We start from the raw sequence: 25,299 nt of genomic DNA on the forward strand, positions 1-25,299 counted from the left end.
CCTAATCCGAAGCTTAATTCCTCCCAATGAAATTTCTCCATACCTCTGACTGGCATTTGGGGCGACAGTTTCACAATATTTCCCTGATTGAAGACCAAAAGCATGTCCTCAATCAGGTACTTGACTACGTTGAAAGGGAAGCGGTTGATGTGGTCATCATTGCCGGAGATGTCTATGATCGGGCGATTCCACCGACGATCGCCGTTGATTTGTTGGATGAGACTCTGAATAAAATTTGTCTAGATCTTAAAGTTCCGGTGATTAGGATCCCTGGAAACCATGACAGTGCCGATCGCCTCAAGTTTGAGGCCAGTCATTTTCGGCAAGCGGGGCTACATATTTTGGGAGAATTGACGCGGATCACTGAACCTATTACATTCATTGGTGGATTTACAGCAGAGTGAATGTATGATAGGTATTATTTCCCATGTGACCGAGCTGAAGGAGTTGATGCCGTATCGTCTGGATGTGATGAGTTCCCGTGGGGGCAGTACTGTTAAAATTCAAGGAGTTTCAAAATCTAAAGCTTGTTAGATACTATTTCGGCGCGGGAAAAACTAATCAGTGAGTTTACACTCTTTTTTGTAAAATTATCGACAGTTTACAGTGGAATCCTATCAGGATAAGACAAGTATAATGAATTTAAAGTCTGCATACCGGTCTCAGTACATGCACAATTTTTTATCATAAAAGTTGCATGAAATGCCGCCAGCGGTTACCTTTACGATAATCCTACATTGAAAAATCCAAGATTTTTATCAAATGCGTAAGACATCAATGTCAGAAGACAATTCTAGAAAAATCGCCAACAAAAACCACAATTCTTATATACTTGAAGGCATAGACAAGCATCAATCTACTCAGCTTGCTCCCTCCGCATTACTACGACCCCTCCCTGAGCTTCTGAAAGAACAACTTGATTCTCAATTTAGGTTAGTAAAAGAAGAGCTTGAATCTTATTTAGGTAAGCCATTCTTTGCGGATAAAGGCTTTATTCTCTACAAAGGTGATTTGACTAGACTATTAAGCGACTTGTCTAAATCGTCTCTTAAAGTAGATTTAACTGTTACATCCCCACCCTATAACATTGGCAAAGAGTATGAAACCCCTATGTCAATTGATGAGTATGTTGAGTGGTGTTCAGACTGGATGAATCAATTGCACAAAGTAACCAAAAGCAATGGTTCATTTTGGTTAAACCTAGGGTACTTAGAAGTACCTGAAAAGGGTTTATGTATACCAATTCCTTACCTTCTGTGGGACAAATCATATTTTTATCTGTTACAGGAAGTTGTTTGGAAATATGGAGCCGGTGTTTCAACAAAATCTCGCTTGAGTCCGCGTAATGAAAAATGGTTATTTTATGTAAAGAACTCTCAAAAATATACCTTCAATTTGGACGACATCAGAGACCCAAATGTCAAGTATCCAAATCAGAAAAAAAATGGGAAGTACCGCTGTAACCCTTTAGGCAAAAACCCTTCTGACGTTTGGGATTTCCCAAAAGTTACTACAGGTAATAAACGTAGCTCTAAAGAAAGAACAGATCATCCTGCTCAATTTCCTTTGGGTGTAGTTGAGAGAATTATCAAAGCCTCATCTAATAATACCGATATTATTCTAGATCCCTTTGCTGGTTCGTGTTCAACTGGAATAGCATCTATTGGCTTAGGGCGTATTTTTTTAGGATTTGAACTAAGACAAGACTATTGTGAAATTGCTGTTGCAAGATTTCATGAATTCACAAAGCAAAGACAGGAATTCTTTGAACAAAAAGAACTATTTTGAGAATTATTAAATTGACTCCAGAAGGAGTATTGGCAGTCGAAAGTTATTCAGACTTCGTATTCGCTGAGCTTTTCTTTAAACTTTAAAATCTTTGAATTTCTGCCTTTATAATTTTTTATATCTCTAATTGTTTGAACACCTTCTTCTGAAAAATCTTTCGATGTTTTATCTCCAATGCCTTCAACTATTCCAACCGGGGAATCTAACCTGTAGTCGCCACTTATTTCCAATAATTTATGCTTATAAACTGTATCGTCTAAACCAGATGCTTGGCCTGTAGCTGATTTCTGAGCTTTCCAGTCTTCATGATCAATCCAACCAAATCTCAAAAGGGTCAAAGTTTGTTCATGAAAATTCACTGTGATATAATATCCCGATTTTTCTTTCTTTTCCATCTCAGAATTTTCTACTTTTTGTCCATAACTTCTGTTTCCAAACACCTTGAGTCCTAACTGTCCTGAGCTTTTAATTTCAACTGAATAGAAATCATCAGGTATATATAGCTAAATGAAATAAAAGTGGGGCGGATGGTATGTATAATGGTATATTATGAATAATGACTAAACTAATAAGCAACTTATGGCATACGATCTAGATTTACGGCTAAGAGTAATAAGTTTTCTAGAAGAAGGGAATGGTGTAACGAAGGCATCAAAAATATTTAAGGTAGGTAGAGAGACAATTTATAGATGGTTAAGCCGGGAAAATCTGGAACCAACGAAGGTAAAGAACCGGCGTCGGAAGATAGATATAAAAGAGCTGGAGAAAGATGTGATGGAAAATCCGGATATGCCGATGAAAGAGAGAGCAAAGAAATTCGGTGTAACTCCTAGTGCACTGTCATATAGATTTAAAGAAATGGGAATTACGAGAAAAAAAAACAGTTACTATATAAAGAAAGAGATGAAGAAAAAAGAGCAGAATATCAAAAAATCCTGAAAGAGCTAATTCTAATTTATGGGGTTGCAAGCCTTGTATTCATAGATGAGGCTGGTTTTGAGGAGTTTGCCTCTTCAGTGTACGGATGGTCAAAAAGAGGAGAGAGAGTATATGGGGAAAGGCAAGGAAAAAGAGGAAAGAAAGAAAACCTTGTGGCAGGTAGAAGAAAAAACAAAAAAGACCTGATAGCACCGATGCTATTTAGTGGAAGTTTAAATGCCGAAGGTTTTGAAGGATGGCTTGAATTATACCTGATACCTGCATTAACAATTCCATCGGTATTAATTATGGATAATGCGCCTATTCATAGAAAGAGTAGGATTAGAAAAATAGTGGAAGAGGCAGGACATACAGTTTTGTTTTTACCTACCTACTCGCCAGATCTTAATGACATAGAGCATGATTTTAGTGCATTGAAAAGAGCAAGAACATACGCCTCTCCAGGTGTAAGCATAGATGAAATTATCCGTAACTACTGTGTAGCATAATGTCCTATAGTTATTTTAACTAGCTATAAACAATATCCTTCTCGTTCTTACTTCTACTACCTCGCCAAAGACTAGGAAACTCTTTTTCAAGCTCCTTTGCAAATAATTTTTCAAAAAAGTATCCCGTGACGGTAGCAGGTATATCTAATTCCCAAAGTCGAACAGACAGTTCACTTTCGCCAATTGTCGTAGACCAGAGGGTATGCCAACACTTCAACGCTACTCGTCTAATTGTTTCAAAATCTAACGGATGTTGGTTAACTAAATCTTTGGTTTTAGCAAGCCATTCTTCTACACTTAAGTCATGGTAAGGTGATGCCATTTAGTCTATTCCTTGCATTAATTCGCTTAACGGAATTTCTAGAGCTTTTGCTAGGCGCAATATATTCAAGAAAGCGACATTTCTTTCGCCTCTTTCAATGCCACCTATGTAAGTCCTATGAAGACCAGCCAAATCAGCCAAGTCCTCTTGAGAAAGACTTTTAAGCAACCTTAGCTCTCGAATTCTTAATCCAAACTTGATTAGATCATGGTTTTTAGCCATGAGCCTAAATTTGACTCAATTGATGACTGTAAGTCTACAGCTTATAAGTAGCAATTCTTTTCTCCTGTTAATTTTCGCTAAAAATCACTTTATGTCGTATAGTCCTCTGATTAAGTCCCAATCACACAACATTACTTGTCAAAATTCATCCCTGATATGGAGTAGTGATCGCCGTTTTATCCCGACCTTATATTTTATTGGTATCTTGATTCTGAACTGAAGAATCAGCATGCTCACAAATATCCGTATAAGGGCAATATTCACAGGCTTTAACTGATGGCGTTGGCTCAAATTCCTTATTGGCGATCGCCGTTAGTAACTGGTCTGCCTCTTCGGAAATTACTTGTAAATCATCCGTTGAAAAATAGCATAACTGGTTATGGCGAAGATAAGCAATATAAGCCTGGGATTTTTGGGTTGCCTTGGCATAGGCCCACAACTGAAACCGATGCTCCTGGGGGTTTACCTCTTGCTCAGTTTTGATGTCCAAAACAAAATTCTGACCAATTAAATCCGCAAGGCCATTGAAGCGAATTTTACCCAATTTTAATGATAAAAACCGTTCCCATTGTCCTGACTGGACTGCCGAAAAATTAGGATGGTTTCGGAATTGTTCGGCGAGAGTGAAAGCTTCTTTAATCTTGTCGGTGGGTAAGTTTAAATCTGGGGCAGAAATCTTCGTAATGTCCTTAATATTTTGAGCTAAAATGCTATGGGTAAGAATGCCAATTTCCCGCCCAAATTGTCCAGTAGTAATTGTCTCGCCGGGATGACCTTTTATGTACTTATAATCAAACTGCTTGGGACAACGGGCATAATCCGTTAATGCTGTCACAGGTAGCTGTAAACCACCAAATACAGGCTTAATTAATATTTCCGATGGTAGTTCCGGTAGAGGGGGATCTGAAGAATTAAAATGACTTAAATTTTCTGGTTGATAAACAATCTCCTGGGGGCTGAACTCTCCTTGCAAACCTACTTGTAACAGTTGCCATAAATTTAATCCCCGATCGCCTTGGCCAGTAGTGAAAATTAGGCGATCGCCAGCTCGGGTCGCAGCTACATAAAGCAGACGTTTCATTTCTTCAAGATCTTGCGTTTGTTGTCGTTGTGCTAGTAGCAAATACAGGGCTGATTTTTGTTGTTCACCGCTTTCATCTTCCTGCTTAAAAGCCACTCCTAATTGGGGATCAAAACAAACCTGAGCATGATCACTTTGGGATTTGCGACTGAGATCGGGAACAATAACCACCGGCCATTCCAAACCCTTGGCTCCATGAATCGTCATTAAGGTAATGGCATTGCCCGCTTCCAGGGGCAGACGCTTGATTTCAACCTTCTTCTCCACCAGACGTTTAAGGCGACGGGCAACAATAAAGGTTTCATTAGAACCAGCCTCTAGCCGCCGAACCGTATCTAAAAAGCCTTGCCAATCAGCTAAATGACGCTCAGATTTGGGTAAATTGGCGATTACTGCGGTGTAACCCGTTAATCGATCGGCTAATTGCAATAACCGACTAGGGGGATCAATGTGACGATGGTGACGTAATTTTTTTAAAATTTCAACGGTTTGGATGGTTATTTGATCATTCGATTCTTGCAATAATTGCCACCATTTTTGATTATCGGGAGCGGCTTGACGGAGTTCAAGTAATTGACGATCGCTCCAGGCAAAAAAGGGACTTCTTAGCACTGCAACTAGGGCAATATCATCCCGCGCATCGGCTAAAAATCGCAGTAAGGCAATGCCATCCTTAGCTTCACGGGTATCGAGTAAATTACCGCCCCCAGCCTGTAAAACAGGAATTTGTAAATTACCAATCGCCTGTCCATAAAGTTCCAGCGGTTCCCAAGTGCGGGCCAGAATGGCAATATCCCGAGGTTCAATGGGGCGGTGTTCCCGTGTTTTTTTATCCCAAACTAGACGTTTTTCCTGCAACATTTGCTGAACTAAATGGGCAATGTGTTGGGCTTCATATTGGCGCAGTTGCTCAACAGTGGGTTTAGTGGCACTGTCGGGATCGGGGATGATGATAAAACTTTCCACATGGGGGGCAGGATGGGGCGGTTCCAGGCGATCGCCATCAAGATCTTGATGTAAGTCCGCCAAAATTGGCGCAAAAATTTGGTTAATGTTCTCAATCAAAGGAGCATGAGTACGAAAACTCGTACTTAAGGGAATGGTGTTGCTCAGGCGATCGCGCCATTGTTGAAAGACTTGAATATCTGCTCGCCGAAATCCATAAATCGACTGTTTTTCATCCCCCACTAAGGTTAAGGTTTTTCCCTCGGTTAAGGCTTCCAACAGTATGCCTTGGATGGAGTTAGTATCCTGAAATTCATCAATCAAAAATGCTTGCCAACGGTGCTGGTAATAATCGCGAACCTGGGTATCTGCTAAGGCTCTGAGGGCACAAATTTCTAGATCATTAAAATCTAAAAGACGCTGGTGAACTTTGGCACGACTGATAACATCCCGTACAAAAATAAAAGCTTCTCGGAGATCGGGAAGTATGGCTTCTATTTGCTTGTCGAACTGTCCCCATTGCACCGTCACCAATTCAGTATTTGGGAAATCTTTCGTGAAATCTCGCCAGTCAATTAAGGTTCGTCTGACATTTTTTAATGTCTCTTCATCAGCCCAGTTCTTTTTGCTGCCAATATTACCAATTTTGAACTTGCTCCAAGCTTGGAATACACTTTGAAATTCTTCACTTTGAACATCATGCTGATATTTTTCAATTGTTTCAATTAACGTTAATGCTGACTGTCTTACCGCTTCTAATTTGTCGCCTGCTTTGCCTTGATTTTGGCTGATAATAGCTTGGCTCTCTTGCCAAAAAGGATCATTGAGTAAGGTTTCAATAACGTTTTCTTGAGCCTTCTGAAGAATGGGCCACCAATCCTCTCGGGTGCGTTGCAATGCTTCCTCGGTACTGAGGGGATCTTGTAAAAAGACCTCCATTGCCGCTTTCATCAAGGAATAGGGAATTTGAGCGTAAAGCTCATTGGGTAATTGATCCAAGGCGATCGCCATCTGTTCCGCTTGCCATAACTGCCCTTCCCATTCATCCAGGGGAGTAAAATCTGCTGGCACTCCCGCTGCTTCGGGGTGTTCTCGACAGATCCGGGCCGCCAGGGAGTGAAAGGTACAAATGGGGGCCGCTTCAAGTTCCGCTAACCAATCAAAACGATCGGTCGCCTGTTGCTGAACCGTTTGCCGAATCCGAGACCGTAACTCGATCGCCGCCTTATCAGTAAAGGTCATGGCCACGATCTGCAATGGCGATAAGTCTTGCGTTTGCAGATGGAATAAGTACCGCCCCGCCAGCATATAGGTTTTACCTGTCCCCGCCCCTGCCGTAATGGCCACGCTTTTTGATGAAGTTGCTGCTTGTTTTTGTTGTGGTGTTAAAGCCATGATTAAACCCCCTTACGTTCAAGGCGATCGCCTTGACGGCAAACTAATTCGTTCGAGCAGTATCGGCAAGCTTCTCGATCCCGATCCGGTGCAACGGGGTAAGTTCCTGTCTGAAAGTACTGCTTGAACCCTTCGAGAATTTCCCTGAGTTCTGTCTCAGAAATAACTTGTCTTGGAGAAATATCTTTGGCTTTACTGAGGGAGTAATACATGATTTTATCAACCCGCTCTCCCGGATATAAAGATACTCCCCCTACGATCTTGTAAAGAGGTAACTGTAAATCAATTTTTGCCTTACCATTTTGATCTTTGATCCCTTTGGGGATTGTGCCGCCAGATTTATAATCAATGAAGACTAAACTCTCCTCACGACGATCAATCCGATCAATATAGCCTCGAACTTTTAAATCCTCGATTTTACCTTTAAACTCCCGCTCTAGTGCCAATATTTCCACTGATTCAGGCAAAAAATCTGGCTGCAACATAACCCGTTTAAGGGTGGCGCTCAATTCCTGACGTTGATACTCCCAAGCGCGAAATTGAGTTACATCAATATTTTTCTCGTCAGCAATATATTTTTCTGCCTGCTGAAACCATTCCATAAGCCTGTCATTATCAACGAGGTTAATGGTCGTATCTTGTTGATAAGCACCCAGGGCAATTTCTAGTACTTTATGATAAAGCGACCCTTTCAAAGCCGGATCAAGCTCTGAGTCTGCCTCCTCAATTTCCCCTAGTTTGAGCAATTTATTGGCAAACCATTTAAAGGGACATTGCCCCAATTGAGTTAATTGGGAAGCACTAAACCAATGAGTTTCATAATCAAAAGGTATTCCCACCACGCCGTCATATTCATTCGGTGGCCCACTGCTTTCTCGCTGTTGTTCAACCTGCCAAGCGTGAATGGCTTTGATTAAAACGTCATCTGTCCCAAGCAGATCTCCGTGAGATCGCCGGAGGTAAACCTGCCGAGCAATTTCGGGACTCGGGATAATCGGTAAAGAGGTTGGCTCAGGGATAAGACCTAAGCGTTGAAAATAGGAAGACGGTTCAGATTGTTCGTAGGAACCATGACGGGGAAAGGTTTTGGCGTAGGAAAAAACGAAAGATTTTTTAGGGGTTTGGAGCAGGCTATAAAAGTCAAACGTTTCTTTTTGGGCAGATTCCAAGGCGCTGGTTAAATGAATGCCCTGACTTTCTAACTGCTGACGTTCATAAAAATCTAGAACTGCATCATTGACAATTGGTTTAGGTAAATTACCTTCCCGGCCATCAATGACAAAAACATAGTCATACTGTGCCCCGACAATCGAACGGAGATTATGGAGCTCAATGCCTTCCCGTCCTGGCCCCGCAACGGTCTGCAACAAATTCAAATGGGTGAGCATTTCTTCCCGGAATTGGCTCCAGGTGATCGCCGCTGTTCCCAGTTCAGGCAACTCCTGTAACCCCTCACTCCAGTTTTTATAAGCCAGACTTTCTTTGGCCCAACGCCTTGCCTGTTGTCGAACCTGAAACAGGTCGAAGATCGATTGAAAATAGGTTAACCAGTCATGGCGGAGGGCTTCCGTCGGTAACTGTATTGGGGCAATGTCAATATTTTGCTCAGCCAAAATAACCGATCGCCAACTATCAAAATTATTAGGTCGAGATTGCTGGAATTGCGCCCAAAGATTTTTCCCTAGTCCACGACTGAGAGGATGCTGAAAAAAGCGAGCGGTTAGCTCAAAGGACCAATGCTGATCCAAAACTTCTAACAATAATTTAACCCAAGCCCCCACTCGGGTTTCCGCAATAGGAATCGTGTAGGGCAACCGCAACGCAATGCCGTATTCCCAAGCGATGTCCATCAGGCGATCGCCCCATTCCGTATCATTGGCCGCCACAATCACCATATCTCGACTCAATACCCCTTGATGAAGAAGCTGTTTGACTTGCGCCAAAACTCCCCGTGCTTCTGCGTTTTGATTAGCGTAAACCTGAGCCATCACCTGGGGTTTCTGTTCTGGTTCGGGGGTAATGCCAGATGCGCCTAAAAAGGACCTAGAAAGCCATCTAGACGGTGGGGCGACGGTTGTTTTGTTGTTGTTTAAATACCTTTCTGTCCAGCCATTACGTTTAAAGCGCTGTCTTAACGTGTTCTGGGGAGCAAAAAGCGGTGATTCCCCAGCTAACAAATAAAAAATACTATTTTCGTCGGCGATCGCCTCAATAAAAGCTACCTCATCAGGACAGGGATTAAAGTACCCATAGATCATCAAAGACTTTTGCTGGCTCTGTTGTTCAATTGCTTGCCAAAATAGTTCACCTTGATCAATCCAACCACCACTGCGTAAAAATTTCTGATAGGCTTGGGCAACCGCAAATACCTCCTGCGCTCGTTTAGAGCTGTTTGACCCTAAGCACAAATCAGGTTGACTCCGAAAAATAACTTGAACCGTTGGTTGCCATGTTCGTGCCATCCCCTCCGGATCTTGGAGTTCTAGAGTCTGTCGTAGCGCTTCCTTCAGATAATCGTGAACGACCAAGGGCGGCGCAATTTTAATTTGTCTAATGTTGAGAATATCTTGGGCCAACTGCTGTAGGGAAAACGCTGTAACCCCTAGTGTCTGGGCGGCGTTACGGTTAGGGGTAATCATTTGCCAGCCGCCATCATCGCTCAAATCTTGACTTAATTCCCAGGCAGCATCAAGAAGGGGTTCAATGCGAGAACTGACATAAAGGGTCGGCATTGGTTACAAAGACGATCAGGGCAAATTAGTTTGGTAAATATGGCTAATGAAAAATGTAACCCATATTCACATTGCCGATGTCTGCATCAACATCGAAAAAAGACCATCTCGACTAGTATTCAGATAGTCGCCGAGAGAATTATCCTAAGTTCAGGGCAATGGCCCAATGCGGGACAGAAGCGATCGCCTTTGACGACAGAGACTGATCAACTCATCTATGCCCAAAATGCCGATAATGAGGGCGGCAAACAGGGAGCCCATTCTAGTGGCCGGTGTGGATAACAGCAGAATGGCGATCGGCAGGGTCAGAAAAAATAAACCAAAAAAAGCTCTGACCACCAACTCCTGTTTCGATCTGGTAAGTTGCCCACCGATACTTTTCTTCATTGGTTTGATCCCTTAGAAAAATCAAGTCTAAGCAATGACAAAATTGACCAGCTTACCCGGCACCACAATGACCTTTTTAATAGTTTTTCCTTCCAGATAACGTTGGGCTAAATCAGAATTACGGGCCAACTCTTCCAACTGAGCCTTATCAGCCCCCGCAGGAACAGTTATTGTTCCCCTGGTTTTACCTAAGACTTGGATCACCAAAGTAATTTCATCCAGCACCAGAGCGGTGGAATCCACCTGCAACCAGGGCCTTTGGTGGATCGAACCCTGATGGCCCAACTGATGCCACAATTCCTCTGTTAAATGGGGGGCAAAGGGGGCAAGGAGTAACAACAGGGTTTCAATGCCTTCTTGGTAAACGGGGGAGGTAATCAAATCCGTCGCCGCAATCAGAGCATTACTGAGTTTCATCATTTCCGAAATGGCAGTGTTGAACTGGTAATCATCGTTCAAATCTTCCGCTACCTCTTTGATGGCCGTATGGATAGCCCGCCGTAAATCCTTCTCCGGCTTAGTTAAGGGATCATTGGTGCTCAGAGTTGAGGGGCGATCGCCAATGTAGTCGGTCACTAACCGCCAAACCCGATTGAGAAAGCGGAATTGTCCTTCCACATCTGCATCATCCCATTCCAAATCCTTTTCTGGGGGAGCCTTAAAGAGAATGAACATCCGGGCTGTATCCGCCCCATATTTGCCCAACACTTCCTGGGGATCAACCCCGTTAAATTTCGATTTGGACATTTTTTCGTGAAAAATAATCACTGGTTCATTGCTTTCTTTTTCCCGACATTCACCGTTTTTATAAACCACTTGATCAGAAGTGAGATATTTACCTGTCTGACGAGTTTTATAGGTAATGCCTTGCACCATGCCCTGGGTCAAAAGTCTTTGGAACGGCTCCCGAACGGAAATCAATTCCCTGTCCGCCAAAACTTTGGTGAAAAAACGGGAATAAAGCAAATGCAAAATGGCGTGTTCAATGCCTCCCACATACTGGTCCACCGGTAACCATTGGGCAATTTTTTCCCCATCAAAAGGTAACTCCGTATTTTGGGCATCAGCATAACGGAGGAAATACCAGGAAGAATCGATGAACGTATCCATGGTGTCGGTTTCCCGTTTGGCCGGCTTGCCACAACTGGGACAGGGTACATTAATCCAATCCTCCAGTTTCGCCAAGGGGGAAGGGCCACGGCCGGAAAATTCCACATTATCGGGTAAAGTCACCGGCAGATGCTCTTTTGGGACTGGCACTGCTCCACAATCTGCACAATGGATGATGGGAATGGGACAGCCCCAATAGCGTTGACGGGAAATTAACCAATCCCGCAGACGATATTGCACCCTTGCTTGGCCATAACCATTGCTTTCGGCGTATTCAATGATCGCTTGCTTGGCCTTGGGGGAAGCCATGCCGGTGAACTGGGCCGAATTAACCATCACCCCCGCCTCGGTATAGGCTGCCGTCAAATTCATATCACTGTTGTCGGCATCTTCGGGAATAATCACCACTTGGATGGGCAAATTGTTATCTTGGGCAAATTTGAAATCCCGTTGGTCGTGAGCTGGTACCCCCATCACTGCGCCGGTGCCGTACTCGTATAAAACATAATCAGCAATGAGAATGGGAATTTCTTGGCCATTAAAGGGATTGATGGCAATGCCACCGGTTTTAACGCCACGCTTGGGTTTATCTTCCGCTGTCCGTTCAATTTCACTTTCTTTGGCCACCATGGCCACAAAATCGTCCACTGTGGCCTGTTGCTCCACTGTGGTAACTACCTTGGTCAAAGGATGTTCCGGGGCTAAAACAACATAGGTTACCCCATAAACCGTATCGGGGCGAGTGGTGAAAACGGCAATTTTTTCTTGACTATTTTTAATAGGAAATTCCAAATAGGCCCCCACGGATTTACCAATCCAATGGGATTGCATTAGTTTGACCCGTTCCGGCCAGCCCGTTAATTGCTCCAAATCATTCAGTAAAGCTTCTGCATAGTCGGTAATTTTCAAAAACCATTGCCGCAATAATTTCCGTTCCACCATGGCCCCTGATCGCCAGGAGCGGCCTTCACTATCCACTTGCTCATTGGCCAAGACCGTTTGATCAATGGGGTCCCAATTAACCGTCGCTTCCTTTTGGTAGGCCAAACCAGCTTGGAAAAATTCCAAAAATAACCATTGGGTCCAACGATAATATTCCGGGGAGCAGGTGGCCACTTCCCTTTGCCAATCAATGGAAAGTCCCAACTGTTGTAACTGACTCCGCATCTGGGCAATATTTTTTTCCGTCCATTCCCTGGGCGGAATCCCCCGTTCGATCGCCGCATTTTCCGCCGGCAAACCAAACGCATCCCAACCCATGGGGTGGAGCACCTGGTAACCCTGCATCCGTTTTAAACGGGCAATGACATCGGTAATGGTGTAGTTCCGCACATGGCCCATGTGGAGATTCCCAGACGGATAGGGAAACATGGACAGGGCATAGAATTTGGGTAAATCAGAGGCGATCGGTGTTTTGTCCAACCCCCATTCAGCCCAGCGTTGTTGCCATTTTTGCTCGATTTCACCAGCGTTATATGGGGATGCCACGACGACCAAGATCTCCTAAGCCCAGTTGATTACAGGCTTGTTAGTATACCATTCTGTCCTAGGCCCGGGGTTGTCTGTTAACCGTCCTAGACCGGTGACCGTGTAAAGATTAGAATTTGCGATTATGGAAACTATTCAATTCGACGTACGCCAAACAATTATTGTCGCAATTTTGGTGCTTTACATTGGCAAATATCTCACCAAAAAAGTCAAGTTTTTGCAGAGTTTTAATATTCCCGACGCTGTTTCCGGTGGAGTACTGGCCTCCCTGTTTTTTGGTCTTATTTATGGTACTTTCCGCACGGAAGTAACCTTTAATTTCCCTATCCGGGATGCTTTTTTAATTATTTTCTTTACCTGCATTGGTCTATCTTCCAAATTAAAAACCTTACTCCAAGGCGGAAAACCCCTATTGATCCTTTTAGCAACGGCGGTGAGTTTTTTAGTAATTCAAAATTTCGTCGGAGTGGGCATGGCTTCCCTGTTGGGGCAGGCGTTACCAGTGGGTTTACTCTCCGGCTCCATCTCCCTCAGTGGTGGCCATGGCACGGCGATCGCCTGGTCCCCGGTTTTTTATGACAACCACGGCATTAGCAATGCTTCGGAAATTGCCATAGCCTGTGCCACTTTCGGCCTAGTTTTTGGGGGTATTGTGGGGGGGCCCATCGCGAAATTTTTAATTATCCGCAACAAGTTGGAACCGGATTGTAACACCAAGGATTTGACCATTGGTATCCGGCGGGATCAGGACAACGTGCAAATTGATTACAACACTATGCTCCACGCCATTTTAGTCATTGGTCTGACCATTGGCTTGGGATTTGAACTCAATCAGGCGATCGCCAGCTTGGGGTTAATGCTCCCGGCTTTTGTTTCCTGTTTACTGGCGGGGATTATGCTCACCAACACCATTCCCCTCGTGTTTAAAAAATTTCCCTGGCCAGCGGAAACCCCTTCCCTCGCCCTGATTTCCGACGTCAGTTTGGGTCTATTTCTAGCCATTTCCCTGATGAGTTTGCAACTCTGGACTCTAGCTGACATTGGCGGCATCATTGCAGTAATTCTTTTGGCCCAATTCATTGCCAGCGTTATTTACACCGTCATCATTGTTTTCCCGATTATGGGCAAAAACTACAACGCCGCCGTAATTTCCGCTGGTTATTCCGGCCTTACTCTGGGGGCCACCCCCACGGCGATCGCCAATATGACCGCAGTGACGGAAAAATTCGGTGCCGCGCCCCAAGCCTTCATCATCGTTCCTTTAGTGGGAGCCTTCTTCATCGACATTGCCAACGCCTTTGTGATTCAGCAATTCCTCAACCTACTGAGCTGAAAGGCCGGATTATCAGCACTTCTTTCCAGCAAGAACCACCCTAGCCCGAAAGCCAGAGCGGATTCAACTACGAAAACATGGCAGGATTCTATTTGTGTGGAACTTTCGAGACAAGTGACACAATCCTTACTAGCCCAGGGAAAATCCACACCAGCGCTAAGCTCTGGAGCCCCAAAGCCATAGAGGAAAACGAAACAAACTGTTTTGTCCTTTCCTAGCCTTGTCTGGAAACCCTCTGATCAGCGGCTAGCGGCCCCCACAGGGGTTTTAGTGCTGGGGGTGGGGAGTTGATAATCCCGTAGACTGGGAAACAGAAAATGATTCTCTTCCACGTACTGGGCTCCAAACAGTCCCTTTTCGGCCCAGAAATATCGATCAGTAGTGTGCTCATTTCGTTTTACAATGAGCAAGGCCGGGGGTTGAATTTCGTTAGCTTGGATGTAGCGACGAGCGGCCGTAACGGGCTTGTCTTCACCGCTTTCGATATTAAACTGAGGAACAAGCTCTAAAATTTTGCGACCTTCTTGACGACGACGACTCTTCCGTTTGCGTTTGCGTGCCAACCCAGTTACCTCCTATTTCAGCGATATGCTGTAATGATAGTTACAAAAGCCGTGCCGATTATATCCGGTCTAATTCTAAATATCAAGCCCCTCCAGACCTTATGGTAGTAGGGGGATCGCTGATTCCAAGCACCATTTCACTAGGGTTTCACCCACCAAACTATCCCTTAGGGGCACAAATAGGCCCACTCAAATCTTAATATTTCTTAACATTCCCAAGCACCCCCACACCACAAGCTCCATGGTTGGTTCCATCTCATCTATGTATTCTCCCAGTGCTGGGTTGATTGCCCTTTGTCAGTCACAGGTTCGGCTTTTGCAACAGGGGCTGCGGGTGGACTGGTGTGGCGTTTATCTAACGGAGGGGGAAACGGAGCAAGGATTGGTCCCGTTGGTGGTGTCCCAGAAAACGGCGACAACACAACCGGAAAGTTATGGGTTCATCAGTCTACCACAGGGGGAAACATATTCCTCCACAGACAAGGTTTCTCTGCCGGTGGTTCCCGTGGGGGAGGGACAGTTGAGTCGCCGTACTAGTTTGGAACCTCCTCCCTTTGATGCGGACAAACGGTTGGTTTTACCCCTAGTTTATGGCGAAGAAATGGTGGGCCTATTGGTGATTCACCGTAGTCAAGGTCAATGGCATGGGGAAGAAATGATCCAGTTGGAGGCGATCGCCAAATCCCTAGCGGTGGCTTGTTTGTTGGACCAGCAGAGGGATTGGTACCGCCAGGCCTGGGAAGAACAAAATCAGCAGTATCAGTGGGAGCGGCAAAATTGGGCGGATTTATTACATCAGTTACGGAACCCCCTCACAGCGCTGAAAACTTTTAGCAAGCTACTGCTCAAACGCTGGCAAGGAGATGAGAAAAGTCAACAGGTGGTGGAGGGCATTGTGCGCCAGGGGGAACATCTCCAGGAACTATTACAGGGCTTTGAGGCAAGCCAAAATCAGAGTCCCGATTATCTGCCTCTGTTATCGAGTTCTCCGTCGGCCACAGTTCAGGCGTTGCCCCCAGCCGGTAACGTTGAACCTTTGCCTCTACACAATTTTTCTTTAATTGAAGTGCTACCCCCTATTTTGTTGGCCCACGAGGCGATCGCCGCTGAGAAAGAGCTAGAGTTTCGTACTTTTTTGCCGGAGACTCTACCTTCCGTGCTGGCCCATCCGGGAGCATTGCGGGAGGTGGTAAATAACCTTTTGGAAAATGCCATAAAATATACTCCTAGTGGGGGCTTTATCACTGTTTCTTTAACAACAGAAATAAACAAAAATCACCATCTTTCCTGCCAACATTGGCTTAAATTGGCGATCGCCGACACGGGTTATGGCATTCCCCCGGAGGATCAAGACAAAATTTTTGAGCGCAATTACCGGGGAGCCCAGGCCCAGGGCCCCATTGACGGTACAGGTTTAGGTTTGGCGATCGTGGCGGATTTGGTGGCTCAGATGGGGGGAAAAATTACTGTCACTAGCCCTAACGGCTCATCTCTCGATCCGGATCGACCCGGCTCAACTTTTACCCTTTGGCTAAAGTCCGTTGAGGAGTCAGATTGAAACCCAATTTAGCGTTTTTTGTCTCAGACTAGCCCCAGTCCTGACTGGTGTCACAAAGAAAATTTTCTTGTAAAACACTTGCTAATGGGTAAGGACAGACTTCAGGAAAAACACGAATTGGCAAGTTGGTCTCCCGTAAGGCTAGATCCACTCCTGCTTCAAATCCATCTTCCAATGCTTCGGGTAAACGGGATTTTAAGCTAGGGTTCTGGCGCAGATGGCGACGAATGGCCCGACGTTCCTCTCGAATGGTCAGAAGACAATTACGGGAGCGCTGTTCTGGCTGTAATTCTCACTTCAACAAATGACCAAGCAAAACAGCTAAACGACTGACCAACTCCCGATATTGTTGTCTTCCCAAGGCCTCTATCTCCTCTTTGAGATGTTGCCAATCCAGCAATGATGGCTGTTGATTGTTCAAAGCCTTGGCTTGGCTCTGGGTCCAGGCATAAAAGTCCTGCTCATACAAACCAGAATGTTCCATAATACATGATAACTCTGCGTTTTTCGGTTTAATACTTTGTCAATCTTGCCTGTTCTCTCCAGTCAGCCTAGCTCCACTTTCACTCCGTAGTTACCATCTGAAAAGTACCTCCATCAATTCTCCCAGGTTAGAATAATATTCTCTGATTCACAGATGGACTGGGCATGGCGTAGAGAAGTTTTAGTAATGGCTCCAAATAAATGAATTCTAGGCTGATGGTTAGGGTAAAACACGGCATAGCTTTTCACTTGACCGATCGCCGCTTTCCAGTTTTTGGCAATTTTTACCTCAATCAACTCAGTTTTTGTCAGAATGTCAATGCGGCCTACAGGGGTGTTTACTTCAGTTTTTCCCTGCAATTTTTCAGCAAGATAATCTCGATACTCAGATTCTGTATAAAGATGCCGGCTTGTGATTGGTTTTTCTGGTCTTGGGTGGCCAGACAAGTCTCTGATCGCTTGCCTAACAATTTTTTGCAGTGGGTTTAGTTTGCTTCTGGCCATGGTTGAAAGTTTAGTGATGTTTGCGTTTTTTATGATGTTTGCGCTTTTTGCCTTCAAATAATTTTGATACCCCATAACCAGCTAATCCCACCACTGCTCCGGCCACCGCTACAGGAGCCATGGTGATGCCAACCGCTGTCCCTGCTACAGCAAGACCCATTCCACCAATCACAGATGCGGCCCCTGCTCCGACCCCAGCACCAACAACAGCAGCTCCAATGGCAGTGGCATCTTGCTCGTCAATGGCTTTTTTAACTCCATAGGCAGCAGAACCAACCACAGCACCAGCGGCAGCTACTGGAGCAACGCCAATTCCCACTGCAGTTCCCGCCACAGCCAGGCCCATGCCTCCCACCACTGATGATGTGGCAACTCCGGCCGCCGTACCAGCGGCGATCGATGCGGCTCCCATGGCAGTGTCAGTCAAATCACTCAATTCATCTTTTTTAGACTGACAATTATGAGCGTTTTGTTTTTTTAATTTCTCTATTTCAAGCTCCAGTATTCTTCTTTCTAAAATAAGACGTTCTCTTTCCCTATGCCTATTACTACCCATGACATTGCTCCGGTTAAATTTATAAACATTATAATCACCTAAAGGTCTTTAGTATGCTAAGTAAAAAAGATGTTTTTGGGGCCTGGCTTCGATGGCCCCATATCTGCCGAAGATTTTGCTACCGTTAAAAGTGGACTGGAGCAACTATTGACAAAAAAGGCGATCGCCAAAGCCCATGTTAGAAAGCAAACTTGAAAATCTGCGGCAATTCTTTGGGGAATTAGACCGGGCTTTAATCGCCTATTCCGGCGGAGTTGACAGTGCCCTAGTAGCCAAAGTTGCCTACGATGTGTTGGGCGAGAATGCTGTGGCCATCACCGCCGTTTCCCCTTCTTTGTTGCCGGAGGAACTAGAAGACGCCCAGACCCAGGCAGAGTGGATCGGCATTGCCCACGAATTGGTGCAGACCCATGAAATGGATAATCCTAATTACACCGCCAACCCAGAAAACCGTTGTTACTTTTGCAAAAGTGAACTCCACGACACCCTCAAACCCTTAGCTTTGGCCCGAGGTTACAGCTACGTTATTGATGGGGTCAACGGAGATGATCTGCGGGATTATCGTCCCGGCATCCAAGCCGCTAAGGAACGGGGAGGGCGATCGCCATTGGCGGAATTGCAGATTAGCAAATTGGAAGTGCGGCAAATTTCTCAACTCCTAGGACTTCCCTGGTGGGATAAGCCAGCCCAACCCTGTTTAAGTTCCCGTTTTCCCTACGGCGAAGAAATCACAGCGGAAAAGCTACAGCGGGTCGGCCGGGCGGAAATATACCTCCGTCGTCTCGGCTATAACCAAGTCCGGGTGCGATCGGAACAAAATTCGGCCCGCATCGAATTGCCCCCGGAACAGATCCAACGGTTTGTGCAAGATGTGTCCCTGGGGGAATTAGTGCAAACTTTTCAAAACTTTGGTTTCCTGTATGTCACCCTAGACCTAGAAGGTTACCAAAGCGGCAAACTAAATCGAGTCCTAACGGCTAAACCCAACCCTGCAATCCGTAAATAAGTAACCCCAAATATTCTTTGAGGGCCATGGTGGTCATTTGCAGACTTTTGGCATCGGGCATAAGACCAAGGACGACGTTGGCAAGGTTGAAATTACTTTTGCCTAACGGTTGACTCAAAAAATCTGTGGCGGCGGGAATGACGGTGATGCCCAGCTTTTCAAATACTCTTTTGGCCCTGGGCATATGGTAACTAGAAGTTACCAAGATAATAGTATTTACACCCCGTTGCTGGAGAATTTTCTGGGTGAAAATAGCATTTTGCCTAGTATTAAGGGATTTCTCCTCTTTGATAATGGCTTCCCTGGGTACTCCTAGCCGTTGTAGCAGTAAAGCCATATCTTCCGCTTCCGAACCCACCACTGTGCCTAACCAGGGAATTCTTCCCCCCGTGGCAATAATGTAGGGAGCTTTGCCCTCTTGGTAAATTTGCGCGCCATAGATAACCCGATCGCCGGCTTCGGCCACTTCGGGAAATTGTCGGGGATAGGTTGCTTGGTACAGACCGCCCCCCAACACAACAATGATTGGAGCTTCCGGTAAATCTTCCGTGGGTAGATACCGATATTCCAAAGTCCTTAACAGAGCATCACTAACCCAGGTATTGGCACTGATAAGCAAAATAGCCAACGCTATCAAGGCCGGCCATTGTAAACCCAACTGTTGTCGCCAACTCCAAACAACAATTCCCAACAGTAGCAATGAAATTAGCCCTAGGGGATAGAGGAATAGAGGTAAAAGTTTGGACAGGAAAACGAACATAACCGGGCAAAATGCCAACTAAATGCCAATTTTTATTGGTTTCGCTTAATCAATCAGGGAAAAGAGCATTTCGCCACCACAGACTAATTGCCCATCGACCCTAGCTTCCCCCTGCATTTTGGCAATGCGTTGCAGTTTAAACGATTGCAACTCCACTGTCATAATCAACTGATCCCCCGGCACCACCGGCCGCCGGAACCGCACTCCGTCAATGCCAGCAAAGGCAAAGAATTTACCCCGCATCCCCGGCAGTTGGGTCAAAATCACTCCCCCCACCTGGGCCATGGATTCCACAATTAACACCCCCGGCATAATCGGGCGATCGGGAATATGGCCGGGAAAAAACGGTTCGTTGATGGTGACATTTTTCAAACCAACGGCGCATTTACCTGGCTGAAAATCAATGATGCGGTCCACTAAGGCGAAGGGGTAACGGTGGGGCAGTAGATTACGAATTTCCTGGATGGTGAATTGGGTTTGGGGACTGGCTTCATTGCCATTGCTGTTGCTTAAAGTGGGAGTCACCTCCGGAGTTGACATTGCCATGGGAAAACTTTGCTAAAAATCTAGGACAAACGAAAATTATTGGAAAACTTTGGGAAACCAGGTTATGCCCAGCAACGCTTGGTTAATGTCCAGCATTTTGGCCAGGTTCTAACCCCGATCGCCACCGAAGACCAGTTTAAAGCCCATTGGACTCTCCCCTTGACGGTGACCCCAGAAAAATCCCTCAATTCTTCTGCCGGGTTGGCCCACTACCGATAAGATGGGAGGGTTGTTCATTCCCCAAACAATCCGCCAAATCCTGTGGAAATCTTTGTTTATCACACGCCGGAATTAACACCAGATCAATCCTTGCCTGACTGTGCCGTGGTTATTGATGTCCTGCGGGCTACGACCACCATCGCCACTGCCTTAAAAGTCGGCGCAGAGGCGGTACAGGTTTTTAGCTCCCTTGATGATTTGATGGCCACCAGTGAATCCTGGCCAGGGGAAAAACGTCTCCGGGCGGGGGAAAGGGGGGGAGCCGCCGTGGCAGGCTACGATTTAGGTAATTCTCCTTTGGATTGTACGCCGGAGTTGATGGCGGGGAAAAGATTATTTCTGTCCACCACCAACGGCACTAGGGCTTTACAACGGGTGCAACAATGTCCCCAATTAATCACAGCTTCTTTGGTCAACCGGGGGGCGGCGGTTAATTATCTGGCCCAAACCCAACCCAAAACAGTGTGGCTATTGGGTTCCGGTTGGGAAGGGGGTTATTCCCTTGAAGATACGGTCTGTGCCGGGGCGATCGCCAGTTTACTCCAGGAAAAAGACATTGATTTCACCGTAGGCAATGACGAACTGGTGGCGGCCCAGAGTTTATACCGCCAATGGCAGAGTGATTTACTGGGTTTGTTTAAACAAGCTAGCCATGGCCAACGGCTACTCAAGCTTGACCGCCTAGAGGATTTGCGCTACTGCGCCACAGAGGATTTAATTGATATTCTGCCCAAACAAGTGTCGCCAGGGGTATTGACCGCTGCTTAAATTGGAGAATTATCTTTATATTTAAGTTTTCAGTTCTCTTCCCCCAATCATCTTCCTAGCTATCATTGCTAAAACACCATGGACACCTTTGACGCTATTTACCAACGGCGATCGGTTAAGCATTTCGACCCCGACCATCGTTTGACGGCCGAAGAAGAAAGAAAATTGCTCGAAGCCACCATCCAAGCTCCCACCAGTTTTAATATCCAACATTGGCGATTCTTGATCATTCGGGATCCCCAACTACGACAAACCATCCGGGACAAATATGGCAATCAGGCCCAAATGACCGATGCCTCCCTGTTGATTTTGGTGGCCGCGGATGTCAACGCCTGGGATAAAGACCCGGCCCGTTACTGGCGCAATGCTCCCCAGGAAGTGGCAAATTATCTCGTCGGGGCGATCGGCTCTTTCTATGGCGGCAAGCCAGAGTTGCAACGGGATGAAGCTCAACGATCCATTGGCATGGCCATGCAAAATTTGATGTTGGCCGCCAAAGCCATGGGCTATGATAGCTGTCCCATGATTGGTTTTGACCTCGAAAACGTGGCCAAGCTGGTGAAATTACCCGCCGACTATGCCATTGGCCCCATGGTGGCGATCGGCAAACGCACCGAAGATGCCCGGGCAAAAGGTGGCCAAACTCCCCTGGAAGAGTTGGTCTGGGAGAATTACTTTGCCTAATTCGGTGTTTGGCAATTAGTTGCCAAGCCTTGTCCCATTCTTAATTTATCCTTCCTCCTCACCACACACCCTTTCTGTTCAACGAAATTTTGCTCGACCACACCCCTACTATGCGTACTCACTATTGCGGCGACCTACGGACAAACCATCTGGGGGAGACAGTTACCCTCTACGGTTGGGTTGACCGCCGTCGGGATCATGGTGGCGTCATCTTCCTCGACCTCCGCGATCGCCGGGGCATTGTGCAAATTGCCAGTAGCCCCGACCAAACCCCCGCTTCTTATCCTGTGGCGGAAGGTTTACGCAATGAGTACGTGGTGCAAGTAACCGGTGTGGTTACTAAACGTCCTCCGGAATCATTGAATGAGAAAATTCCCACCGGGGAGATTGAGATTTACGCTGACAGCATCATTTTGCTCAATGGTGTCAATAAACAGCTCCCCTTTGTGGTTTCCAGCCATGAAGCAGAGCAAGTACGGGAAGATGTACGCCTCAAATATCGTTACCTAGATCTGCGCAGGGAAAGATTAAGCCATAACCTGCAACTGCGGCATCAGGTGGTCAAAGCCATGCGCCGTTTCCTGGAAGATCAAGAGAATTTTCTGGAAATTGAAACCCCCATCCTCACCCGTTCCACGCCCGAAGGTGCCAGGGATTATCTTGTTCCCTCTAGAGTTAACCCAGGGGAATGGTACGCTCTGCCCCAATCGCCCCAGTTGTTTAAGCAACTACTAATGGTGGCAGGGATGGACCGCTATTATCAAATTGCCCGCTGTTTTCGGGATGAGGACCTCCGGGCCGATCGCCAACCGGAATTTACCCAACTGGATATGGAAATGAGCTTTATGGGCCAAGAGGAAATTCTTGACCTCAACGAATCTTTAATTTGCCATATTTTCAAAGTTGTTAAAAACATTGATTTGCCCCGGCCATTTCCCCGCTTGACCTACCAGGAATCCATGGCCAAGTACGGCAATGATCGCCCAGATACCCGCTTCGGTTTGGAATTGGTGGATGTTTCCGAGCTATTGGGCAATACGGGCTTTAAGGTTTTTTCCGCCGCCGTGAGCAGTGGGGGTTCCATTAAAGCTATCCGGGTGCCGGGGGGCAATGACACCATTTCCAATGTGCGGATCAAGCCCGGCGGAGATTTATTCAAAGAGGCAACGGAAGCAGGAGCTAAAGGCATTGCCTACATTCGGGTGCGGGATAAGGGGGAAATCGACACCATTGGGGCCATTAAGGACAACTTGGATGAGGCCCAGGTAAAAACCTTACTGCAATTAACCCAAGCTGAAGCCGGGGACTTACTCCTATTCGGGGCGGGGGATACGGCCACGGTGGATAAATCCCTTTCCCGTCTGCGGCTGGTGTTGGGGGAACAGTTAGGTTTGATCGACCCCGATGCCATCAACCTGCTCTGGATCACCGATTTCCCCATGTTTGAGTGGAACAGTGATGAAAAACGTTTAGAGGCTCTGCACCATCCTTTCACTGCGCCCCACCCCGATGATTTAGATGATCTGAAAACTGCCCGGGCCCAAGCCTACGATTTGGTCATGAACGGCGTCGAAATTGGCGGCGGTAGCTTGCGGATTTACCAACGGGAAGTACAGGAAAAGGTTTTTGCCACCATTGGTTTATCCCCCGAAGAAGCCCACGGAAAATTCGGCTTTTTACTGGATGCGTTTGAATATGGCACCCCTCCCCACGGCGGTATCGCCTACGGTTTAGACCGATTAGTGATGTTGCTAGCCCAGGAAGATTCCATTCGGGATGTCATTGCCTTCCCCAAAACCCAACAGGCCAGTTGTTTGCTCACCGAAGCGCCGGCTCCAGTAGATAAAAAGCAACTGAAAGAACTAGCGGTGGCTTCCACCCATCAACCCAAAGCTAAGGTGGAGGATTAGGTAGTCCTGTTTTTTATTGGCCCCCATGATGGAACGTTTTTCCCCTACTACGGCTTTATGGAAAAAATTGAGCCTCTTTGACCGCACTGTGGGGGCGATCGCCATTATTTTGGTGCTTTTAATTGTGGTGGTGCTACTACGGGGCAATCAAAGTCCCTTGGTGGTGACTCAGTACAGTTGGCGCAATACCAACATCGGCGCCCAAACCGAAGCCCTGACAATGACTTTTAACCATCCCTTTGACCCAGAAGAAATGGAGTCAGGCTTGGTGATTGACCCCCCCCTGGCAGGCAAAACCATTTGGCAAGGAAGGCGTTGGTTCTATACCCTGACAGATATTCCCCGTTACGGCACTAACTATCAATTGACCTTACCCCTAGCTTCCATGGTAGGGGGTAGGGGGACCCAAGACTTTACCAGCGTAATCACCAGTCGGGCTAGGGCTTTAGTTTATATCGGTGTTAGCGGAGAAGAGAGGGGACGGCTAATTCTTTACAACATCACTAACCCCCAACAGCCCCAAAAAATTATCCTCACCCCTAAGGACCTCACCGTTCGTCAATTCCAGATTTATCCCCAAGGCGATCGCCTCGTTTTTACCGCCACTGATCCCAGCCGTCGTCAAAGCCAACAAAATATTTTTACCGTTACCACCGGCATCAATAACCTCAATACCCAAACCAAGGTTTTACCCGGTAAGTTAGAAAGGCTGTGGGAAAATCAGGACTACAACAATCAACGTATTGCCTTGGCCGCCAATGGCAGTGTGTTAGCAATGGCTAGGGAAAATGCCCAAAATCCTGCCGACTCTGGTTTGTGGGTAGCCCCCAGGGGAGAAAATCCCAGACCTCTGGGTATTAGGGCAGATAAATTTATTGTTGGCCCCAACGGTAATTTCCTTGCAGTGGGCCAGGAAGGGGGAGTAGGTTTAATTCCCCTGAACCCGGAGGCCGGAACGCCGCAATTTTTAGCCGGAATGGAGCAACCCCTAGATTTTTCCCCCAAGGGTAAAGAATTGTTATTAACTCAACAAAATCCCGATTTTAGCCATTCCCTGATCATCTACGACCTCGAAACAAGAAGCCAGGAGGAAGTTTTACGGAGTCCCTATCCCCTCTTAAACTGCCGCTTTGACCCCCGGGACCAACCCAGAGCCTATTGCTTGCAAGCAGACTTTGTACAACGGCCAGGGGAGCCAGTACAACCGGAACCTTACCTAGCGGTAATTAACTTGACCAGTGGCCAAAGCCGTCCCCTGCTGGCTCTCCCTAACTATCCTGAGGTGGACCTAACCATTGCCCCCGATGGACTGGGGTTGATGTTTGACCAAGTTGCCACCAGTTCAGGATTAAGTTCTCAAGATCTACTGACCGACTCCCAAAGATCGATTGTGGATGGCCGGGTTTGGTTATTGCCCTTACCAAGGGATTTGGCCATTGAAACGGAGTCCGAGCCGGACCCCCAGGAATTGACGGCAGGTTTTGCTCCCCGTTGGATGCCATAGTCTCTGAT

25 protein-coding genes and 1 pseudogene are annotated in these 25,299 nt (G+C 46.4%); 13 read left to right on the forward strand and 13 right to left on the reverse strand.

Annotated elements, in window-relative coordinates; translation table 11 throughout:
- The first annotated feature begins 26 nt into the window (after positions 1–26).
- Together D082_RS14555 and D082_RS14560 are read left to right on the forward strand one after the other, a co-directional pair.
- Positions 27–404, forward strand: a complete 378-nt coding sequence (locus tag D082_RS14555) for an exonuclease subunit SbcD (RefSeq protein WP_028948423.1) — start codon at positions 27–29, stop codon at positions 402–404.
- A 373-nt stretch (positions 405–777) separates the two neighbouring features.
- Positions 778–1,788, forward strand: a complete 1,011-nt coding sequence (locus D082_RS14560) for a site-specific DNA-methyltransferase (protein ID WP_081857672.1) — start codon at positions 778–780, stop codon at positions 1,786–1,788.
- Between the two features lie 47 nt (positions 1,789–1,835).
- Here the strand turns inward: D082_RS14560 and D082_RS17425 are convergent, their stop codons facing one another.
- Positions 1,836–2,285: a ScaI family restriction endonuclease gene (locus D082_RS17425; protein ID WP_081857673.1), complete on the reverse strand. Its 450-nt coding sequence runs from the start codon at positions 2,283–2,285 to the stop codon at positions 1,836–1,838.
- An 82-nt stretch (positions 2,286–2,367) separates the two neighbouring features.
- Here D082_RS17425 and D082_RS19140 point away from each other — a divergent pair, with 82 nt between their 5' ends.
- Together D082_RS19140 and D082_RS19145 are read left to right on the forward strand one after the other, a co-directional pair.
- Positions 2,368–2,727, forward strand: coding sequence for an IS630 transposase-related protein (locus tag D082_RS19140; protein WP_028948682.1), 360 nt, complete (start codon positions 2,368–2,370; stop codon positions 2,725–2,727).
- Between the two features lie 77 nt (positions 2,728–2,804).
- On the forward strand, positions 2,805–3,215 hold the full coding sequence (locus tag D082_RS19145; RefSeq protein WP_238546747.1) for a transposase: 411 nt from the start codon (positions 2,805–2,807) through the stop codon (positions 3,213–3,215).
- 19 nt (positions 3,216–3,234) lie between these two features.
- Here D082_RS19145 and D082_RS14575 read toward each other — a convergent pair whose 3' ends face one another.
- The 6 genes from D082_RS14575 to leuS all read right to left on the reverse strand — a co-directional run bounded on the left by D082_RS14575 (position 3,235) and on the right by leuS (position 12,897).
- Positions 3,235–3,537 (reverse strand): ScaI family restriction endonuclease, encoded by a 303-nt coding sequence (locus D082_RS14575; RefSeq protein WP_028948390.1) that lies wholly within the window; start codon positions 3,535–3,537, stop codon positions 3,235–3,237.
- Complete coding sequence (locus tag D082_RS14580; RefSeq protein WP_028948389.1) at positions 3,538–3,759, reverse strand: helix-turn-helix domain-containing protein; 222 nt, start codon at positions 3,757–3,759, stop codon at positions 3,538–3,540.
- A 187-nt stretch (positions 3,760–3,946) separates the two neighbouring features.
- A complete protein-coding gene (locus D082_RS14585) occupies positions 3,947–7,180 on the reverse strand; it encodes a UvrD-helicase domain-containing protein (protein WP_028948388.1) in 3,234 nt (1,077 codons plus the stop codon).
- Between the two features lie 2 nt (positions 7,181–7,182).
- Positions 7,183–9,912: a PD-(D/E)XK nuclease family protein gene (locus D082_RS14590; RefSeq protein WP_028948387.1), complete on the reverse strand. Its 2,730-nt coding sequence runs from the start codon at positions 9,910–9,912 to the stop codon at positions 7,183–7,185.
- Positions 9,913–10,062: 150 nt separating this feature from the next.
- Entirely contained in the window at positions 10,063–10,299 is a 237-nt protein-coding gene (locus D082_RS14595) for a hypothetical protein (protein ID WP_028948386.1), read from the reverse strand.
- A 27-nt stretch (positions 10,300–10,326) separates the two neighbouring features.
- Positions 10,327–12,897 carry a leucine--tRNA ligase gene (leuS, locus tag D082_RS14600; RefSeq protein ID WP_028948385.1) on the reverse strand — a complete coding sequence of 857 codons (2,571 nt, stop codon included), beginning with the start codon at positions 12,895–12,897 and terminating at the stop codon, positions 10,327–10,329.
- A 124-nt stretch (positions 12,898–13,021) separates the two neighbouring features.
- Between leuS and gltS the strand changes: the two genes are divergently transcribed.
- Positions 13,022–14,230 (forward strand): sodium/glutamate symporter, encoded by a 1,209-nt coding sequence (gltS, locus tag D082_RS14605; protein WP_028948384.1) that lies wholly within the window; start codon positions 13,022–13,024, stop codon positions 14,228–14,230.
- Between the two features lie 239 nt (positions 14,231–14,469).
- On the opposite strand, the gene D082_RS14610 is transcribed toward gltS, so the two are convergent.
- Positions 14,470–14,793 (reverse strand): DUF3155 domain-containing protein, encoded by a 324-nt coding sequence (locus tag D082_RS14610; RefSeq protein ID WP_028948383.1) that lies wholly within the window; start codon positions 14,791–14,793, stop codon positions 14,470–14,472.
- Positions 14,794–15,034: 241 nt separating this feature from the next.
- On the opposite strand from D082_RS14610, the gene D082_RS14615 reads away from it, so the two are divergent.
- Complete coding sequence (locus D082_RS14615; RefSeq protein WP_028948382.1) at positions 15,035–16,351, forward strand: GAF domain-containing sensor histidine kinase; 1,317 nt, start codon at positions 15,035–15,037, stop codon at positions 16,349–16,351.
- Between the two features lie 28 nt (positions 16,352–16,379).
- Here the strand turns inward: D082_RS14615 and D082_RS14620 are convergent.
- The 3 genes and pseudogenes from D082_RS14620 to D082_RS14630 form a co-directional block, all read right to left on the reverse strand.
- Positions 16,380–16,835: pseudogene (locus D082_RS14620) on the reverse strand (DUF29 domain-containing protein).
- Positions 16,836–16,948: 113 nt separating this feature from the next.
- Positions 16,949–17,413: a hypothetical protein gene (locus tag D082_RS19150; RefSeq protein WP_144428750.1), complete on the reverse strand. Its 465-nt coding sequence runs from the start codon at positions 17,411–17,413 to the stop codon at positions 16,949–16,951.
- On the reverse strand, positions 17,349–17,774 hold the full coding sequence (locus tag D082_RS14630) for a hypothetical protein (RefSeq protein WP_238546748.1): 426 nt from the start codon (positions 17,772–17,774) through the stop codon (positions 17,349–17,351). The genes D082_RS19150 and D082_RS14630 overlap by 65 nt, the downstream gene beginning before the upstream one ends.
- A 189-nt stretch (positions 17,775–17,963) precedes the next feature.
- Between D082_RS14630 and D082_RS19335 the strand changes: the two genes are divergently transcribed.
- A complete protein-coding gene (locus tag D082_RS19335; RefSeq protein ID WP_255356931.1) occupies positions 17,964–18,089 on the forward strand; it encodes a hypothetical protein in 126 nt (41 codons plus the stop codon).
- Positions 18,070–18,900: an ATP-dependent sacrificial sulfur transferase LarE gene (gene larE, locus D082_RS14635; protein WP_028948380.1), complete on the forward strand. Its 831-nt coding sequence runs from the start codon at positions 18,070–18,072 to the stop codon at positions 18,898–18,900. The genes D082_RS19335 and larE overlap by 20 nt, the downstream gene beginning before the upstream one ends.
- On the opposite strand, the gene D082_RS14640 is transcribed toward larE, so the two are convergent.
- Positions 18,872–19,660 carry a YdcF family protein gene (locus tag D082_RS14640; protein WP_028948379.1) on the reverse strand — a complete coding sequence of 263 codons (789 nt, stop codon included), beginning with the start codon at positions 19,658–19,660 and terminating at the stop codon, positions 18,872–18,874. The two genes, larE and D082_RS14640, sit on opposite strands and share 29 nt — an antisense overlap.
- A 45-nt stretch (positions 19,661–19,705) precedes the next feature.
- Positions 19,706–20,206, reverse strand: a complete 501-nt coding sequence (gene fabZ, locus D082_RS14645; RefSeq protein WP_028948378.1) for a 3-hydroxyacyl-ACP dehydratase FabZ — start codon at positions 20,204–20,206, stop codon at positions 19,706–19,708.
- A 39-nt stretch (positions 20,207–20,245) separates the two neighbouring features.
- On the opposite strand from fabZ, the gene D082_RS14650 reads away from it, so the two are divergent.
- From D082_RS14650 to D082_RS14670, 5 genes are all read left to right on the forward strand, one after another.
- Complete coding sequence (locus D082_RS14650; protein ID WP_028948377.1) at positions 20,246–20,425, forward strand: hypothetical protein; 180 nt, start codon at positions 20,246–20,248, stop codon at positions 20,423–20,425.
- A gap of 42 nt (positions 20,426–20,467) precedes the next feature.
- The gene (locus tag D082_RS14655; protein ID WP_028948376.1) at positions 20,468–21,193 is read left to right on the forward strand and encodes a 2-phosphosulfolactate phosphatase family protein; all 726 of its coding nucleotides are present in this window, start codon (positions 20,468–20,470) and stop codon (positions 21,191–21,193) included.
- Positions 21,194–21,271: 78 nt separating this feature from the next.
- Positions 21,272–21,877 (forward strand): nitroreductase family protein, encoded by a 606-nt coding sequence (locus tag D082_RS14660; protein WP_028948375.1) that lies wholly within the window; start codon positions 21,272–21,274, stop codon positions 21,875–21,877.
- A gap of 110 nt (positions 21,878–21,987) precedes the next feature.
- Positions 21,988–23,787, forward strand: coding sequence for an aspartate--tRNA ligase (aspS, locus tag D082_RS14665; RefSeq protein WP_028948374.1), 1,800 nt, complete (start codon positions 21,988–21,990; stop codon positions 23,785–23,787).
- A gap of 25 nt (positions 23,788–23,812) precedes the next feature.
- Positions 23,813–25,291 carry a hypothetical protein gene (locus tag D082_RS14670; RefSeq protein WP_028948373.1) on the forward strand — a complete coding sequence of 493 codons (1,479 nt, stop codon included), beginning with the start codon at positions 23,813–23,815 and terminating at the stop codon, positions 25,289–25,291.
- Positions 25,292–25,299 lie beyond the last annotated feature (8 nt).

Origin of the sequence: Synechocystis sp. PCC 6714, from assembly GCF_000478825.2 — a bacterium.
Taxonomy (GTDB): domain Bacteria; phylum Cyanobacteriota; class Cyanobacteriia; order Cyanobacteriales; family Microcystaceae; genus Synechocystis.